Source organism: Ornithinimicrobium sp. CNJ-824, from assembly GCF_001942405.1.
Classification (GTDB): Bacteria; Actinomycetota; Actinomycetes; order Actinomycetales; family Dermatophilaceae; genus Ornithinicoccus; species Ornithinicoccus kibberensis.
On sequence record NZ_MKKA01000013.1, the window covers coordinates 15645 to 30921 of the forward strand.

Below are 15277 nucleotides of genomic sequence, written 5' to 3' on the forward strand. Positions count from 1 at the left end.
GATAGCCACACTGACCGAGCCCAGGACCAACTCATCTCGGACGTCAGCGCACCCGCGGCTCGGTGAACTCCGCCAGGAAGTCCACGAGCATCCGCGCGCTCACCTCCCGCGGCAGCGTCTCGATGAGGGCGAGCACCGCCGTCAGGTCCAGCTCGCCGTCCTCCCGTGCTGCCCGTGCCAGCTCGGCCGGGTCGGGCAGACCCGCCGACCCCACCACGCCGCCGCCGGCAGCATCAGGCCCACCGTCCGACCCCGCCCCGGCCTGCCCCCGCACGTCGTCCGCCCCGCCCGCGAGCGCCCCGGTCAGCTCGTCGATCAGCCCGGCGGTCACCGGCGTCACGGTCAGGTGGGTCGACCGCGGGATTCCCGTCCCGTCCGACTGCGTCAGCGCCGGCTGCCCCTGCAGCACGAACCCCCGTCGCTGGACCGCCACGGCCCACAGGTGCGGGTCCACCCGCTCCCCCGCCGGTACGTCTTCGTCGCGCCCGCGGCGACCAGCGGGCCGACCGGGTCGCCGAGCACCCGCAGGCCGACGATCCCGTCGACGCAGGCGCGCACCGCGGCCGTGGCGGTGACCAGGCGACGGGTCAGCGCGACATACCCCTGCTCCCCCAGCGCGGTGGTGACCGCCCACGCGGCGGCGAGCGAGGTAGCCGAGCGGGAGCCGAGGACGGTGGGGTTGACGACCGGGTAGCCGGGCCAGCCGGTGAGCGCGAAGTAGCGTGCCCGGTCCAGCTCGCGGTCGGCGAAGAGGAGGAGCGAGCTGCCCTTGGGCGCGTAGCCGTACTTGTGCAGGTCCGCCGAGATGCTGCTCACACCGGGCACCCGGAAGTCCCACGGCGGCACCGACCCGCCGCCCGCGGCCTCCCAGAACGGCAGCACGAGCCCGCCGACGCACGCGTCGACGTGGCACGGGACCCCGGCCTCCTGCGCGGCGGCGGCCACCTCCGCCACGGGGTCGACCACGCCGTGGGGGTATGCCGGTGCGCTCACCACGACCAGCGCCGTCGCCTCGTCAATGCGCCGGGTCAGGTCGCCGGCCGGCAGCGTGCCGGTCGCGGGGTCGACGGGGACGACGTCGACGTCCAGGTCGAGGTAGTGGGCGGCCTTGTGGAACGCCGCGTGCGCCGTCTGCGGGAGCACGATCCGGGGGCGGGTCGCGCTGCCCGGGTGGCGCTCCCGCCAGACGTCGCGGGCGGCCTTGACGGCGAGCAGGCAGCTCTCGGTGCCGCCGGAGGTGACCGACCCGACGGCGTCCGGGCCGTGCAGGATGCACCGGCCGAACGCGACCAGGTCGCCCTCCATCAGCGCGACGGAGGGGAAGGTCGTCGGGTCCAGCCCGTTGACCGCCTGCACGTCGCGGGCGGCCCGGGCGGCCACCTCGTCGAGCGCGGCGAGGCCGCTGTCGTAGACGTAGGACAGCACCCGGCCGCCGTGGGTGGGGGCGTCGTGGCCGCGGTAGGCCGTCAGACGGGCGAGCACCGCGTCCGCGTCGACGGCGACGTCGGCGGCGGTGGCCGGGTCGGGCTGGTGCGTCATACGGGGTCCTCGATCGGGTCGGGGGCGGGGACCTGCTCGCGGTAGCGGCGCAGTACGAGCAGGCTCGCGCCGACGAGCACGGCGGGCAGCACGGAGAAGGCGACGACGATCGCGGTCAGCGCCGCGTCGGGCTGGGCGACGACCGTGTCGGCGGTGCTGGAGCGGAAGCCGGTGACGGACAGGAGCAGCAGGACGATGCCGGGGCCGAGGGCCATCCCGCCGGTCTCCGCGGCGGTCCACAGCCCGCTCATCGAGCCGCCCCTGCCGCGGCCGGCGGAGGTGATGACGTCGGGCAGCATCGCCAGCGGGAAGAGCTGCATCCCGGCGTAGGCGATGCCGGCGACGCAGACGGGCAGGTAGAGCCAGGCGCCCGGGAAGGGCACGAGGACCACGAGGCTGAGCGTGGCGAGCGCGAAGAGGACCGACGCGAGGGCGAGCGAGCGCGGCTTGCCGTGGCGGGCGGCATACCGGGTCCACAGCGGCATGACGAGCAGCGCCGGGGCGACGAGGGCGGCGAAGAGGAAGGTCAGGGCGGACTGCTGGCCGAGGGTGTAGGTCGCGACGTACTGCGCCGCGGCGAGCATGATGCCGGTCGCGACCGCCTGGAGCACGAAGACGACGAGCAGGACGCGGTATGCCGCCACGTCCCGCAGCGCCGCGAGCCCCTCGCGGTAGCCGCGCAGGCCGTTGCCGCGGACGCCGGCGCCGGGGTCGACCTCGTCGGCCGGCAGCGCCCGGTGGCCGCGGACGCCGAGCACCGTGCCGAGCATGCCCGCCAGCAGGGCGACGGCCACGACCAGGCCCATGAGCAGGTAGCCGGCCGCTCCCCCGCCGACCGCGTCGCGCACGGCCGGGCCGCCGGCACCCACGAGCAGGATGGCGAGCGCGAGGACGGCGATCCGCCAGCCCATGAGGCGGGTGCGCTCGTCGTAGCTGCCGGTCAGGTCCGCCGGCAGCGCGATGTAGGGGACCTGGAACAGGCTGAACGACGTGGTGGCCAGCACGAAGCAGGCGGTCACCCAGACCGCCGCCCAGAGCGGGCTGAGCCCCTCGGGGACGGCGAACATGCCGACGAAGCCGACCGGCAGGGTGAGCGCACCGACGGCCATCAGCCGGGTGCGGGTGCCGCGGCCCCTCGTCTCGCGGTCGCTCAGCGCCCCCACGGCCGGGTCGATGACCACGTCCCAGACCTTGGGGACCACGACCACCAGCGTGGCCAGGAGCGCGGGTACGGCCAGGGTGTCGGTGAGGTAGTAGGCCAGCACCAGCCCCGGCAGCGTGCCGAACCCACCGGTGCCGACGCTGCCCGCGGCGTAGCCTGCGACGGCCCGGCGCGGGATGCGCTGGGTAGTGCGTTGAGTCATGCGGCACACGGTCGGCTCCCGGAACCCATGGACCGATCAACCCGGAGAAGCGGTGGTTCCCATTTGCAGTTGGAAATCACCCGCAAGCCCGGCTGGATCGGTGTGAGCCGGGGCCCTGCAAGGCTGGAGACCCTGCTATCGGGCGCGAGCTGTCGCCATGCTCGAGCGCGGACCGATTCGCCCGGGTCTGAGCCACCCTGCCAACCTCCATTCACAGCCGCGAACGACGGCACGCGGATCGGCCCAATTACCTCAGCACAAGGCCGCATACTTGCCCAACGTACGGCGATCACCGACGAGAGCGTCTATTCATCCAACGGCCGCAGTTCTCGCAAGAATCCATCCTTGACCAATCGCAATTGCGCCGGACTCAACTGCGGCGACCGACGTGCAACACGCTCGACCAACGCATCCACATAAAGCAAATTGGCCACCATTCTAAGGGCAGAGTCGTCGGAACCGACAAAGTTATCCACAAACGGGTGACGAAGATTCAAGAGCATGGAGACCATGTCTTCCTGCGGGAATCCGAGTCTCACCAACGGCTCGCCCGCCGTGGCCCCGTCCAACAAACCTAATCGCAGTGTCGGATAGGCCAAACCCCCAAACTGCAGGGACAAGGATTCCCCCACGTCCTCCAACAGGCCTTCCACCATCTCGCCTTCGATAGGATCCTCTGCAGGAAAGACACCAGTCTCTGTCAGCGTCAACTTCGCAGCTAGGGAGTCGTTGTCCTCAAGGACACCCTTCTCGGCCTCGAGGGCTGACTCAGCCCCCTTTTTAGAAAGGCTTTCCTTTTCACCACGCCGCGATTCCCGCGCCTTCTGCCGATAATCTTGAACAGTTTCAAGCAAAGCCTCAATTAGTAACGACTCTTCGGCGCCAGACCAAGAGATCTGGTCTTTGGTGTGGCTAACGGGCCAGGAATCGAACTCAAGTTCGCCGTAGAGCCTCTGCGACTCAAAACTGTTCGGCGCCTTAAAGATTTCCCAGGGCTTCCAACCCTGCGTTGGCCCTCCTGAAATCAAACGCCCACGACGGAATAAATGAAATCCAGCTTCGCGCGCCTTTCCCTGATCCAACAGAGCCACCCAGCCCCGCACGGGGCGCCCATTCACCTCAATGCTCACACTTTTCCGCCACTCAACGGCGTGATCTCCGACTTGCTCAACCCAAATCTTCGGACGATAAAATGACAGCTCCTCCGCGTTGAATCGAATAACAACGTCCCCACTCTCGATGTCTCGTCTGTACATCGAGGCCAACTCTTCCTTGATCTTGCCCAGCGTCCGCCCCACGAAAACTCGATCGTAATCCCCAAGACCCTCAACGTCTACCCTGGTGTAGTGATCCCCCAGTGGCATCTCATTACGCATACCAACAAAGAGACTCCGCGGCTTGTCGGCTTGCAGCCGCTCGACATCGACGTGAGCAGAATATTCCGTGTCCGACCCCAACTGCTTGCTAACAACGCTCCAACGCGGTCCCAACCAACAAGCCGCCGTCTTGAGCCCCATGCCGAACTCCGAGCGTCCGGATGTATTCTTCGGCGGCTTAGCCAACTGCAGTGCTCGCTTGAAATCGGTCTCGCCCATGCCCAGCGCATCATCAATCACCGACAGAGTTCCGGCATCTCTGTCATAAAAGATGTCGATCGTTAACATTGGGGCCCTACCGGAGACCTCTTCAAGCCTCCCCCGGTTGGCATAAAAGTTCTGTGTGGAGTTATCCACGAACTCCGCAAGGGCATACCAGGGTCGATACGACAACCTCTTGTAGGTCGAATATATGTCAGACTCTGGTTGGATCTGAACTTCCAGTGACGTGATCGACATTGTTATCCTCTCAAAGTGAGATCTCGTACAGGCTAGCAGATGGATCTACGGGCACAAGCCGGACTGACTTATGCGAACGCGTCAATTCATCCCGCGGTACCAATATGCACCGCTCTTGGCCCAGGCTCATGACACGAACAGAGGTGATCCGATCACTCATATGCAGGTCCAACCTAGAGTGATTCGGAAAATTTCGGGGCAATGTCGCCCTAATGCGACCACCCCAGGATTCTTCCCCCAGGCTACACAAATAACTGGCCGTCGACTCCTGTCGCTCTAACAATGAGGGGATGCGTCCAACATGCCCGCCATAATGGCCTTTTCGGGACCGCAGGGGCGAAATGGTTAGCAGTTGAAAGCCGAACTCTCTGCATTCTCGGACTAGGCTATCCGTAGCAGCATCCGCCACGCACAGGAGACCTGGTCGAATCCGGAGCACTCTCTCTAGATCCTCCCGTTCGTGCGCCCCGGAAATGGTCTCTGCCAACTGACTGCCGTAGCTTGCCTGCGACAAACGATCGAATTGGCTATGGAAATGCGACGCTGGATGCTGTGCCAGTTCTACCTCAACGACGAACCAGTCCCTGTAGTCCTTTCGAAAAGCGATTCCGTCTGGTTTGACCCTGCCCGCTGGCGAGTCTAAGAGAGGTTTCCATTCAGAGTAGTGCCATTCCGGAGCCAGTTTGGACCAGAATTGCTCGATGAATCCTTCGTATTCATCCTCACGGAGCGTGATCTGCTCGAACGTATCTGAAGAAGTGATGAACGTGTTCATGACGTTTGCACTTCGAACCATCTAGTATCAGCTAGACCGGACATATCCACCGCCTCTGCCCGCAAGCGTTCGGCCTCGCTGTCGCTTGCGTATATTGTGACGACCCTCGCTTGGTCCTTTCCCGGAGCCCTTCTTAGAACCCTCCCAAGACGCTGAATACGTTGGCGAATACTCGACGTACTCGCAGATATCAACCCGAGCGTTACATCCGGCACATCATAGCCCTCGTCTAGCGCACGACAGGTGACTAGGACATCGGCCTGGCCGCTTTCAAACATGCGCAAGGAACGAAGTCTTTCCGCAACGCCGATCTTGCTGTGGTAGCGCACGGTTCTGTGACCGGCCTGCTGCAGTAGTCGGTGAATCTCGTCTGCGGCAGCAGTAGCCTCGTGAAACACGATCGAACGTTCGCTCCGGGAGTCATTAAGCACGGCAACGGTTGCGGGGATTCTGAATCTGGCCTTTTGTAAGTATCGCGCCCTACGCAAAAGCGTCATCCTGATTTGCTCCTCGGGAGCGTCCATTGCAATTAGCCGACCAACTCGCCGCGTGAGTCGCTCATGCTCGTCCTCCTCTTCTGCCGTAAGGGGAATACGGACGTTATGCAATTCAAAGGGTGAGAGGACCCCGTCGCGCAACGCTTCGCGGTAAGAGTATTCATAGATCACGGGCCCCAGTACTGGAGAAACTAGGTCTTGAAAGCCGGAGTCGAATTGCCGATAGGGTGTCGCAGACAGCCCGACTGTGGCGAGCCAGGATCCGCGCAACGCCTGGCTATTGACTTGAGACCCATAGCGATGGCACTCATCAGCGATAAGCATCCACTCGCCTTGATCGAATTGACTCCAACGTTCACGACTTCTCATTGAGTTGACTACGGCAACTGTAAAGGACCCAGTCGGGGGATCGTTGTGGCCCGATAACGGCGTGACCACGCGGTGCAAGGTCTGGGCGATGGCACTCATCCATTGCTGCTGTAGTGCAAGTGAGGGGACCAAGACCAAGACCCGACCCGCCGGCCGTTTTGCTAGGAAATGGGAAGCGCACGCGAGTGCGAAGACGGTCTTGCCGCCGCCCGTAACCACGCTGACCACCCCACGGTTGTTGGCAGTCCAAAGGTTCATCGCTTCCCGCTGCCAGGACCTCAGCGTCCTATCTTCGAGGGCCATTCGTCTATGCCGACAGTTGGCTGGGTGTGTTGCTCCCCCAAGCAAGGTCGGGGGACGGCATGCTGAGATTCACCGCCTGAATGAGGTCATCTCCCCCAGCTAGTGCCACATCCTGCGCGTTCCGTTTCACGTGTTCACGAAGAACGTGGTATGCGCTACCGACGTGGATCGCGTTCCCGAGTTGTCTGAAGGCGACTGTTGCATCATGGAGGTCCACATTGAAGAATTCAGGAAAGCCTTGCAGTCGAGCGGCTTCTCGAGGTGTCAACCATCGCCATTCTGGTCCATAGAGGGGCGTCTGGGCCATTGCCACCAAGGCCGGTGTGTAGGTGGGCTTCTTTAGCCTGATGCCGGAAGGACGAAATTGAATGAGGCAATGGTCCATTCTGCGCGGAGAGTCCTGAGCCTGCCATTCTAGTTTGCGTCGGCTATTGGGAAATAGCGTAGTGATTCGCGCCAGTTATTCAGCCAGGGTTCAATTCTTTCGACATTGCTCCAGTAGAAATTGATGTTCTGTTCCTGAATTCGCTGCTTCCAGGGCGGGGCGCTGGATTCGACTCTGGCGTCCTTGTTCCAGAAGTCGGCCCACAGCGGATGCCCAGGGAGTGGGATGTCATCCGTTGCGTCTAGGAAATCTTGCCACGCATGGAGCCATTTTTCCTCTGAATTGCCCGATTGCAAACGCCATCGTGAACCTACCTCTGAGGATCCTCAAGAGGTAGGTCCGTCCTTAAGTCCCACTCCGGAAGCGACCACGACGCTATCGTGTTCCGTGGTGTGAGCGCCAAGGAGTCCGTCTCGGCAGACGACCTTTCCACCCCTACGCGCGTGCCTACGATGTAGAGGCGTTCACGCACCTGGGGACGGCCGCCACGGTCCAGAGGAAGTTGGTGCGGACTAATGACGGTCGGGACCGTCCCGACCTTGTACCCTAGATTGCGCAAACGTCGCAGTATATAATGATACGTTGGGCGTTGACGTGGTCCGTAAAGGTTTCGGACGTTTTCTAAAAGAATGATGGGGGGCTTTTTTACCGCGATTATTCTGATGAGGTCATGGAACACTTGACCGCGGAGCTCATCCATTCCCCTTTGGTGTCCGCTTTTGCTGTACGGCTGGCACGGAAACCCTGCGGCCAGGACCGTGTGGTCCGGAACACTATTCGCTCGCTTAGCTAGATCCACAACGTCGGCCTCAGGCTTAAGCCCCCAATTTTCCTCGTAAACTCTACGCGCGCGGGGGTCGATCTCTGCAGCGCAAACCGCTTTTCCACCCATTGCGGTTAGGGCGGCGTGAAATCCCCCAATTCCTGCGAATAGGTCTACGAAAGTAAATGGGGACATATCTCACTGTATCTCGGAGCCGGTTAACGCGCGTCATGCGACACGCGACACGCATGGGCTGGCGGGGCCCGCCGCTTGGATGGGCCCCGCCAGGGACATCAGCTGCAGCCGCTGGTGCTCCCGCAGCCCTCGCACACGTAGCACGAGCCGGCCGGGCGCATCTTCGTCCCGCAGGTCATGCAGATCGGGGCGTCGGCGACCTTGCCCTGGAACTGCTCGAGCAGCTCGGCCGAGGAGTGGACGGCCGGGTCGGCCGTGCGGGCGTCGGCCGCGCCGGCGCCGGAGGAGTCCTCGACCTTCTCGGCCTTCTGCTCCTTCTTGGCCGGGGAGGTGGCCACGCCCTGGCTGAAGGACTCCAGCTCGTCCTCGTAGGACTCGTCGTCGCTGGACTGCACCGGCGCGTAGGAGCCGGTCTCCAGCTCACGGGCCCGCTCCTCGGCGGAGTGGATGCCCATGAACGACCGGGTCTCGAAGTCCAGGTAGTCCAGCGCCAGGCGGCGGAAGACGTAGTCCATGATCGACTGCGACATCCGCACGTCCGGGTCGTCGGTCAGACCGGCCGGCTCGAAGCGCAGGTTCGTGAACTTCTCGACGTAGGTCTCCAGCGGCACGCCGTACTGCAGGCCGATCGACACTGCGATCGAGAAGGCGTCCATGACACCGGCCAGCGTCGAGCCCTGCTTGCCGAACTTGAGGAAGATCTCCCCCAGGTCGCCGCTGTCGTAGGTGCCGGCCGTGAGGTAGCCCTCCGCGCCACCGACCGCGAAGCTCGTGGTCTGGCTGCTGCGGCGCTTGGGGAGCCGCTTGCGGACGGGGCGGTACTCGATGACCTTCTCCGGCTCGTCCTTCTCGTCCGGCTTGGCGGCCTTGCCCTCCTTGCCGTCGGACAGCGGCTGGCCCACCTTGCACCCGTCGCGGTAGATCGCCAGCGCCTTCAGGCCGAGCTCCCAGCCCTGCAGGTAGACCTCCTCGACGTCCTCGATGGTCGCCGACTCGGGCAGGTTGACCGTCTTGGAGATCGCGCCGGAGAGGAACGGCTGGACCGCCGCCATCATCCGCACGTGACCCATGGGCTTGATCGAACGGGCGCCCATCGCGCAGTCGAAGACTCGTAGTGCTCGTGGCGCAGGCCCGGGGCGTCGATGACGTGACCGTTCTCGGCGATGTACTCGACGATCGCCTCGATGGTCTCCTCGGTGTAGCCCATCCGCTTGAGCGCGCGGGGCACGGTCTGGTTGACGATCTGCATCGACCCGCCACCGACGAGCTTCTTGAACTTCACCAGCGAGAAGTCCGGCTCGATGCCGGTGGTGTCGCAGTCCATCATGAAGCCGATGGTGCCGGTGGGGGCCAGCAGCGAGGCTTGCGCGTTGCGGAAGCCGTTCTTCTCACCCAGCTTGATGACGTCGTCCCAGGCCTTGGTCGCGGCCTTGTGGATCTGGGAGTCCATCGTGTGCAGGGTGCGCAGCTGGTCGTTGGCCGCCTGGTGCTTGCGCATGACGCGCTTGTGGCCGTCGGCGTTGCGGGCGTAGCGTTGTAGGGGCCGACCACGGCGGCCATCTCGGCGGACCGCCGGTAGGCGGCACCGGTCATCAGCGAGGTGATCGCCGCGGCGACCGCCCGGCCGCCCTCGGAGTCGTAGCCGTGGCCGGTGGCCATGAGCAGCGCGCCGAGGTTGGCGTAGCCGATGCCCAGCTGGCGGTAGTCACGGGTGGTCTGGCCGATCGCCTCGGTCGGGAAGTCCGCAAAGCTGATCGAGATGTCCATCGCCGTGAAGACCAGCTCGGTGACCTTCTCGAGGGTCTCCACGTCGAAGGTGTCGTCCTCGCGCAGGAACTTCAGCAGGTTGATCGAGGCCAGGTTGCACGAGCTGTTGTCCAGCGACATGTACTCCGAGCAGGGGTTGGACGCGGTGATGCGGCCGGTCTCGGGGTTGGTGTGCCAGTCGTTGATGGTGTCGTCGTACTGCAGGCCGGGGTCGGCGCACTCCCAGGCGGCCTGGGCCATCTTGCCGAAGAGCTCGCGGGCGTCGACGGTGTCGACGACCGAGCCGTCCAGGCGGGAGGTGAGGTTGAACTCCGCCCCCTGCTCGACCGCGCGCATGAACTCGTCGGAGACGCGCACGGAGTTGTTGGCGTTCTGGTACTGCACCGACACGATGTCGCGGCCGCCCAGGTCCATGTCGAAGCCGGCGTCACGCAGCGCGCGGATCTTGTCCTCCTCGCGCGCCTTGGTCTCGATGAACTCCTCGATGTCGGGGTGGTCGACGTCCAGGACGACCATCTTGGCCGCGCGACGGGTCGCCCCGCCGGACTTGATGGTGCCCGCGGAGGCGTCGGCGCCGCGCATGAAGGAGACCGGGCCGGAGGCGGTGCCGCCGGAGGAGAGCAGCTCCTTGGAGGAGCGGATGCGGGAGAGGTTGAGGCCGGCGCCGGAGCCGCCCTGGAAGATCTTGCCCTCCTCCTTGTACCAGTTGAGGATCGAGTCCATCGAGTCGTCGACGGACAGGATGAAGCACGCGCTGACCTGCTGCGGGCTCTTGGTGCCCACGTTGAACCACACCGGGGAGTTGAACGAGAAGACCTGGTGGATCAGGGCGTAGGTCAGCTCGTGCTCGAAGACCTCGGCGTCCTCGTCAGAGGCGAAGTAGCCGTGCTCCTTGCCCGCCTTGACGTAGGTCAGCACCACGCGGTCGACCAGCTGCTTCAGACCCTGCTCACGCTCCGGGGTGCCCACCGCACCGCGGAAGTACTTCGTCGTCACGATCGTCGAGGCGTTCGCCGACCAGAAGTCGGGGAACTCCACGCCGCGCTGCTCGAAGATCGTCTCGCCGCTCTTCCAGTTGGTCTGGACGACGTCCCGCTTCTCCCACGTGACCTGGTCGTAGGGGTGGACGCCCGGGGTGGTGAAGATCCGCTCGATCTTCAGCCCCTTGTCGCCGCGGCGGGTCCGCGACTTGGCCCCTGTCGTCTCCGTCATGCTGCTCTCCCTTGGTGCGTGGTGGGTGTGGTGCGTGCTTCGGTGCTGCGTGGTCCGTGATTTTCCATTCCACCGGGCGGGTCCGACATACCCGGTGACGTGCGGGTATGCGGTGCTACCGCATACCCGCCGGTGGTGCGGGTTGTGCGTCCTGCTCGGTCCGCAGGAGCGTGATCGCCTGCTCGAAGTCCTCGAGCGAGTCGAACGCCTGGTATACCGAGGCGAACCGCAGGTAGGCCACCTCGTCGAGGCAGCGCAGGGGCTCGAGGATGGCCAGGCCGACCTCGTGCGCGTCGACCTCCGCCTGCCCCTGCGAGCGGATGGTCTCCTCCACCTGCTGAGCAAGGACCTGGAGCTGGTCGTCGGTGACCGGCCGGCCCTGGCAGGCCTTGCGGACCCCGGTGATGACCTTGTCCCGGCTGAACGGCTCGGTCACCCCGGACCGCTTGATGACCGAGAGGGTGGCCGTCTCCACGGTGCCGAACCGGCGCCCGCACTCGGGGCACTGGCGGCGCCGCCGGATGACGGTGCCCTCCTCCTGGACGCGGCTGTCGACGACCCGCGAGTCGGTGTGACGGCAGAACGGGCAGTGCACGACTCTCCTCCTCGAGGGTTCGGGCAGCACGGTTTCGACACCCCTGGTGGGGGCGCCCTGTGTGCTGATCTGGGGACGACCTGTGGACGACGTGTGGGTACACGCCCTCTGGTTGTGCACAACATGTGGACGAACCACAGTGCTGTAACTACTAGATATGGGGATCGTATGCCGCCCCGCCCCTAGATGCAACACCTCGTCGGCGACGAATCTCCAGACCCGCAGGTCAGCCGCATGGGGCCCGGTGTGTCGTCGGTGTGTCGCCCCGGCGTGTCGCCCGGCCGGGGGTCGCCGCCCGCCGCCCGCCGCCGCCCGCCGCCGGGCGCGGAGGTCCTGGGTCAGCCCTTGACGGCCCCTGCCATCAGGCCGCCCACGAAGTAGCGACCGAGCAGGATGTAGACGAGCAGCGTGGGCAGGCTGGCGATGAGGGCGCCCGCCATCGAGACGCCGTAGTTCGACAGCATCGCCCCGTTGGCCAGGTTGTTCAGCGCGATCGTCACCGGTCCGTTGTTGGCGGTGGAGAAGAACACCGCGAACAAGAAGTCGTTCCACGCCGACGTGAACTGCCACAGCAGCACCACGACGAAGCTCGGGATCGAGATGGGCAGCACGACCGAGAAGAACGTCCTCAGCAGCCCCGCCCCGTCCACGCGTGCGGACTCGATGAGCTCCATGGGCACGGTCTCGTAGTAGTTGCGGAAGATCAGCGTGCAGATCGGGATGCCGTAGATGACGTGCAGGAGGATGAGGGAGGGGATCCCGTTGGGCACCTCCAGGTCGATCAGCAGCTGCACCAGCGGGATCATCACCGCCTGGTAGGGGATGAACATCCCGAAGAGGATGAGCGTGAAGATCGGGTTGGCGTGGGGGAAGCGCCAGCGGGAGAGCACGAACCCGTTCATCGAGCCCAGCAGGGCGGAGAGGACGGCGGCCGGGATGACCATCGCGAACGTGCGCAGCAGCGAGGGCGAGAGGGCGGCCCAGGCCTCAGCCCAGTTCTCGCCGGTCCAGTTCTGCGGGAAGAACCACGTGCGGGACGGGGTGGCGTCGCCCATGCCCTTGAAGCTGGTGACGAAGAGGACGTACACCGGGATCAGGACGACGATCAGGGAGACGATGAGGATGGTGTAGCGGACCGCGCGCCATCCCCCGCGGCGGCGGGCGGCCGCCCCTGACGAGGGGTCGAGGACCTTGCGGGCACGGGGCTCCGCGGACACGGTGGTCATCGCCCCTCCTTCCGGGACCGGGCGTCATACCAGAGGTAGGGCACGACGGCCAGGGCGACGAGCACGAGCAGGATGATGCCCACGGCGGCCGAGTTGGCGTAGTCGTAGACCGTGGCGTAGTTGTACATGTCGATGGCCGGCACCTTGGTCGAGTAGGTCGACTGGTTGGCGATCGACATGATGAGGTCGAACGACTTCAGCGACATGTGGCCGATGATGATCAGCGCCGAGAGCGCGACCGGCGACAGCTGCGGGAACACCACGTGGCGGTAGAGCTGCAGCTCCGTGGCCCCGTCGACCCGCGCCGCCTCCCGCAGCTCGTCGGGGATCCCCCGGAAGCCGGCGAGGAAGAGGGCCATGACGTATCCGGAGAGCTGCCAGATGGCCGGGAGGGCGATGGCGAGGATCCCGTAGGTGGGGTGGGTCCACCAGGGGTTCTGCAGGAAGTCCAGGCCGAGCATCTGGAAGAGCCTGTTCAGACCGGATGCCTGCTCCCCCTGGTTGGAGTTGAGCAGCCACTTCCAGACGACGCCGGAGGCCACGAAGCTGACGGCCATGGGGAAGAGGTAGACCGAGCGGAAGACGCCCTCCCCCTTCAGCGGGCGGTCCATGACCCAGGCCCAGGAGAAGCCCATGAGCAGCGTCCCGAGCAGGAACACCGCCGTGAAGACGAAGAGGTTGCGCAGCGAGTGCTGGAAGGCCTCGCTGCTCAGCAGGGCCGCGTAGTTCTCGAACCCGACCAGGTTGACGTCCGCGCGGCCCGTCGCCTGGGCGGCGGAGTGCTTGTCGGTGATCGACTCACGGAAGCTGATCGCGATGAAGCCGTAGACGAACACGGCCAGCAGCACCAGCGAGGGACTGATGAGAAGGAGCCCGGGGCCCCAGGTCTTGAACTTCGAGCCCATGTGCTGACCTCCAGGTGACGGATCTGAGGGCGTCGTGACGTCGGGCGGTCGGCCGGCTGCCCGGTCGACCCGGGCGGGTGCCGAGGCACCCGCCCGGGTCGGGATGGAACGGCCGCCGGCATGTCGGCAGGCCGCCCTCCCCGGACTACTGACCCAGCGAGTCGGTGGCCGCGACGAGCTCCTGCTGCAGGGTGTCCACGTCCGAGGCGCCCTGGCTGAACTTGACGATGGCCTGGTTGACGGCCGTGGACACGGCGACGGGGGCAGCGGCCCCGTGGGCCAGCGACCCGACGATGGTGTCGCTGGAGAAGTCCTCCATCGCGGACTGCTGGTACTCCGGGAATTCCGCCGCGTCGATGTCGGTGCGAGCGGGGATGGAGCCCTTGACCGTGTTGAAGGCCAGCTGGCCCTCGGCCGAGGAGATGGTGTCCAGCCATGCCTTGGTCCCGCCCGGGTGGGGCGCCCCCACGGGGAGGGTGAAGGAGTCGGCGAGGTAGTTGAAGATCCCGTCGGTCCCGGGCACCGGCCAGTAGAGGTAGTCCTCCCCGCCGGTCATGTCCTGGGCGTCGTAGGCGGCGACGGCCCAGTCACCCATGACGTTGTAGGCGGCGTTGCCCTCCATCACCTGCTGCAGGGCCGGCTCCCAGTCGAGGCCGTCCCGGTCGGTGTTGGACCACTCCACGATCTGCCCGAACTTGGTCAGCGCCGAGTTGACCTCGGAGCCGCCCCAGTCGGTGCTGCCGTCCCACAGGCCGTTGTAGGCCTCCGGGCCGAGCTCGGACAGGAGGATGTTCTCCAGCAGGTGGGTCTGGGTCCAGTCCATGCCCAGGGAGACCGGGATCTTGCCGGCGTCGGCGACCTTCTCCATGTCGGCCATCCAGGCGTCGAGGTCGGCCGGCGGGCTGCTGGGGTCGATGCCGACCTCCTCGAGCACCGCGGGGTTGACCCACGTCACGTTGGAGCGGTGCACGTTGGACGGGATCGAGTAGATCTTGTCGTCGACGGTCAGCTGCTCCATGAGCGTCTCGGGGAAGACGTCGGTCAGCCCGAACTCGTCGTAGAGGTTCGAGACGTCCTCGATCTGACCGGCGTCGATGTAGTCCTGGAGCTCGGCCCCGGCGTGCGCCTGGAAGGTGTCCGGCGGGTTCTCCGCCTGCAGGTCGGCCTGCAGCTTCTGCTTGGCCTGGGACCCGCCACCACCGGCGAGCGCAGCGTTCACGAACTCGGTGTCGGGGTGCTGCTCGTTGAACACCTCCACGAGCGCCTCGAGGCCGGCCTTCTCCGAGCCCTGGGCCCACCAGGTCATGACCTGGACCTCGCTGGCGTCCTCCTCGCCTCCCCCGGCGGTGCCGCCTCCGTCGTCGGAGGACCCACCGGAGTCGCCGTTGCCGCACGCTGCGAGCACGAGGCTCCCCGCGGCGACCAGGGCAAAGATCGTCGAGCTGCGGCCCGTCTTCGTCCTGCGCTTCATCGCACTTCCCTTCCCACGTCCTTGTCATGACCGACAAAATGCCGATCTCGGGATGAGACGGACGCTAGGTCACCTC

Annotated in this window: 11 protein-coding genes and 1 pseudogene; all 12 read right to left on the reverse strand. The window is 65.4% G+C overall.

Annotation, left to right across the window (positions count from 1 at the left end; translation table 11 throughout):
• Positions 1–43 precede the first annotated feature (43 nt).
• On the reverse strand, positions 44–409 hold the full coding sequence (locus BJF81_RS20905) for a hypothetical protein (protein ID WP_342447096.1): 366 nt from the start codon (positions 407–409) through the stop codon (positions 44–46).
• Positions 385–1539, reverse strand: coding sequence for an aminotransferase class V-fold PLP-dependent enzyme (locus tag BJF81_RS07065; RefSeq protein WP_342447097.1), 1155 nt, complete (start codon positions 1537–1539; stop codon positions 385–387). The genes BJF81_RS20905 and BJF81_RS07065 overlap by 25 nt, the downstream gene beginning before the upstream one ends.
• The gene (locus tag BJF81_RS07070) at positions 1536–2903 is read right to left on the reverse strand and encodes an MFS transporter (protein ID WP_075957741.1); all 1368 of its coding nucleotides are present in this window, start codon (positions 2901–2903) and stop codon (positions 1536–1538) included. The genes BJF81_RS07065 and BJF81_RS07070 overlap by 4 nt, the downstream gene beginning before the upstream one ends.
• 305 nt (positions 2904–3208) lie before the next feature.
• Positions 3209–4738 carry an ATP-binding protein gene (locus BJF81_RS07075; RefSeq protein WP_075957742.1) on the reverse strand — a complete coding sequence of 510 codons (1530 nt, stop codon included), beginning with the start codon at positions 4736–4738 and terminating at the stop codon, positions 3209–3211.
• A 771-nt stretch (positions 4739–5509) separates the two neighbouring features.
• The gene (locus tag BJF81_RS07080) at positions 5510–6682 is read right to left on the reverse strand and encodes a DEAD/DEAH box helicase (RefSeq protein WP_075957743.1); all 1173 of its coding nucleotides are present in this window, start codon (positions 6680–6682) and stop codon (positions 5510–5512) included.
• A 4-nt stretch (positions 6683–6686) separates the two neighbouring features.
• Entirely contained in the window at positions 6687–7067 is a 381-nt protein-coding gene (locus BJF81_RS21435) for a DNA cytosine methyltransferase (protein WP_075957744.1), read from the reverse strand.
• 310 nt (positions 7068–7377) lie between these two features.
• Positions 7378–8025, reverse strand: a complete 648-nt coding sequence (locus BJF81_RS21440; protein ID WP_075957745.1) for a DNA (cytosine-5-)-methyltransferase — start codon at positions 8023–8025, stop codon at positions 7378–7380.
• 98 nt (positions 8026–8123) lie between these two features.
• Positions 8124–11004 (reverse strand): annotated as a pseudogene (locus BJF81_RS07095) (vitamin B12-dependent ribonucleotide reductase).
• 115 nt (positions 11005–11119) lie between these two features.
• Positions 11120–11599, reverse strand: coding sequence for a transcriptional regulator NrdR (nrdR, locus tag BJF81_RS07100; RefSeq protein WP_075957746.1), 480 nt, complete (start codon positions 11597–11599; stop codon positions 11120–11122).
• A gap of 338 nt (positions 11600–11937) precedes the next feature.
• The gene (locus BJF81_RS07105; protein WP_075957747.1) at positions 11938–12825 is read right to left on the reverse strand and encodes a carbohydrate ABC transporter permease; all 888 of its coding nucleotides are present in this window, start codon (positions 12823–12825) and stop codon (positions 11938–11940) included.
• On the reverse strand, positions 12822–13730 hold the full coding sequence (locus tag BJF81_RS07110) for a carbohydrate ABC transporter permease (protein ID WP_075957748.1): 909 nt from the start codon (positions 13728–13730) through the stop codon (positions 12822–12824). Before BJF81_RS07110 ends, BJF81_RS07105 begins: the two co-directional genes overlap by 4 nt.
• Before the next feature lie 145 nt (positions 13731–13875).
• Positions 13876–15201, reverse strand: a complete 1326-nt coding sequence (locus BJF81_RS07115) for an ABC transporter substrate-binding protein (RefSeq protein WP_075957749.1) — start codon at positions 15199–15201, stop codon at positions 13876–13878.
• Positions 15202–15277 lie beyond the last annotated feature (76 nt).

Coding starts and splice junctions, on each gene's coding strand:
- BJF81_RS07110 (WP_075957748.1), bottom strand. CDS start 13,730: ATGGGCTCGAAGTTCAAGACCTGGGGCCCCGGGCTCCTTCTCATCAGT.
- BJF81_RS07065 (WP_342447097.1), bottom strand. CDS start 1,539: ATGACGCACCAGCCCGACCCGGCCACCGCCGCCGACGTCGCCGTCGAC.
- BJF81_RS07115 (WP_075957749.1), bottom strand. CDS start 15,201: ATGAAGCGCAGGACGAAGACGGGCCGCAGCTCGACGATCTTTGCCCTG.
- BJF81_RS21440 (WP_075957745.1), bottom strand. CDS start 8,025: ATGTCCCCATTTACTTTCGTAGACCTATTCGCAGGAATTGGGGGATTT.
- BJF81_RS07075 (WP_075957742.1), bottom strand. CDS start 4,738: ATGTCGATCACGTCACTGGAAGTTCAGATCCAACCAGAGTCTGACATA.
- BJF81_RS21435 (WP_075957744.1), bottom strand. CDS start 7,067: ATGGACCATTGCCTCATTCAATTTCGTCCTTCCGGCATCAGGCTAAAG.
- BJF81_RS07070 (WP_075957741.1), bottom strand. CDS start 2,903: ATGACTCAACGCACTACCCAGCGCATCCCGCGCCGGGCCGTCGCAGGC.
- BJF81_RS07105 (WP_075957747.1), bottom strand. CDS start 12,825: ATGACCACCGTGTCCGCGGAGCCCCGTGCCCGCAAGGTCCTCGACCCC.
- BJF81_RS07080 (WP_075957743.1), bottom strand. CDS start 6,682: ATGGCCCTCGAAGATAGGACGCTGAGGTCCTGGCAGCGGGAAGCGATG.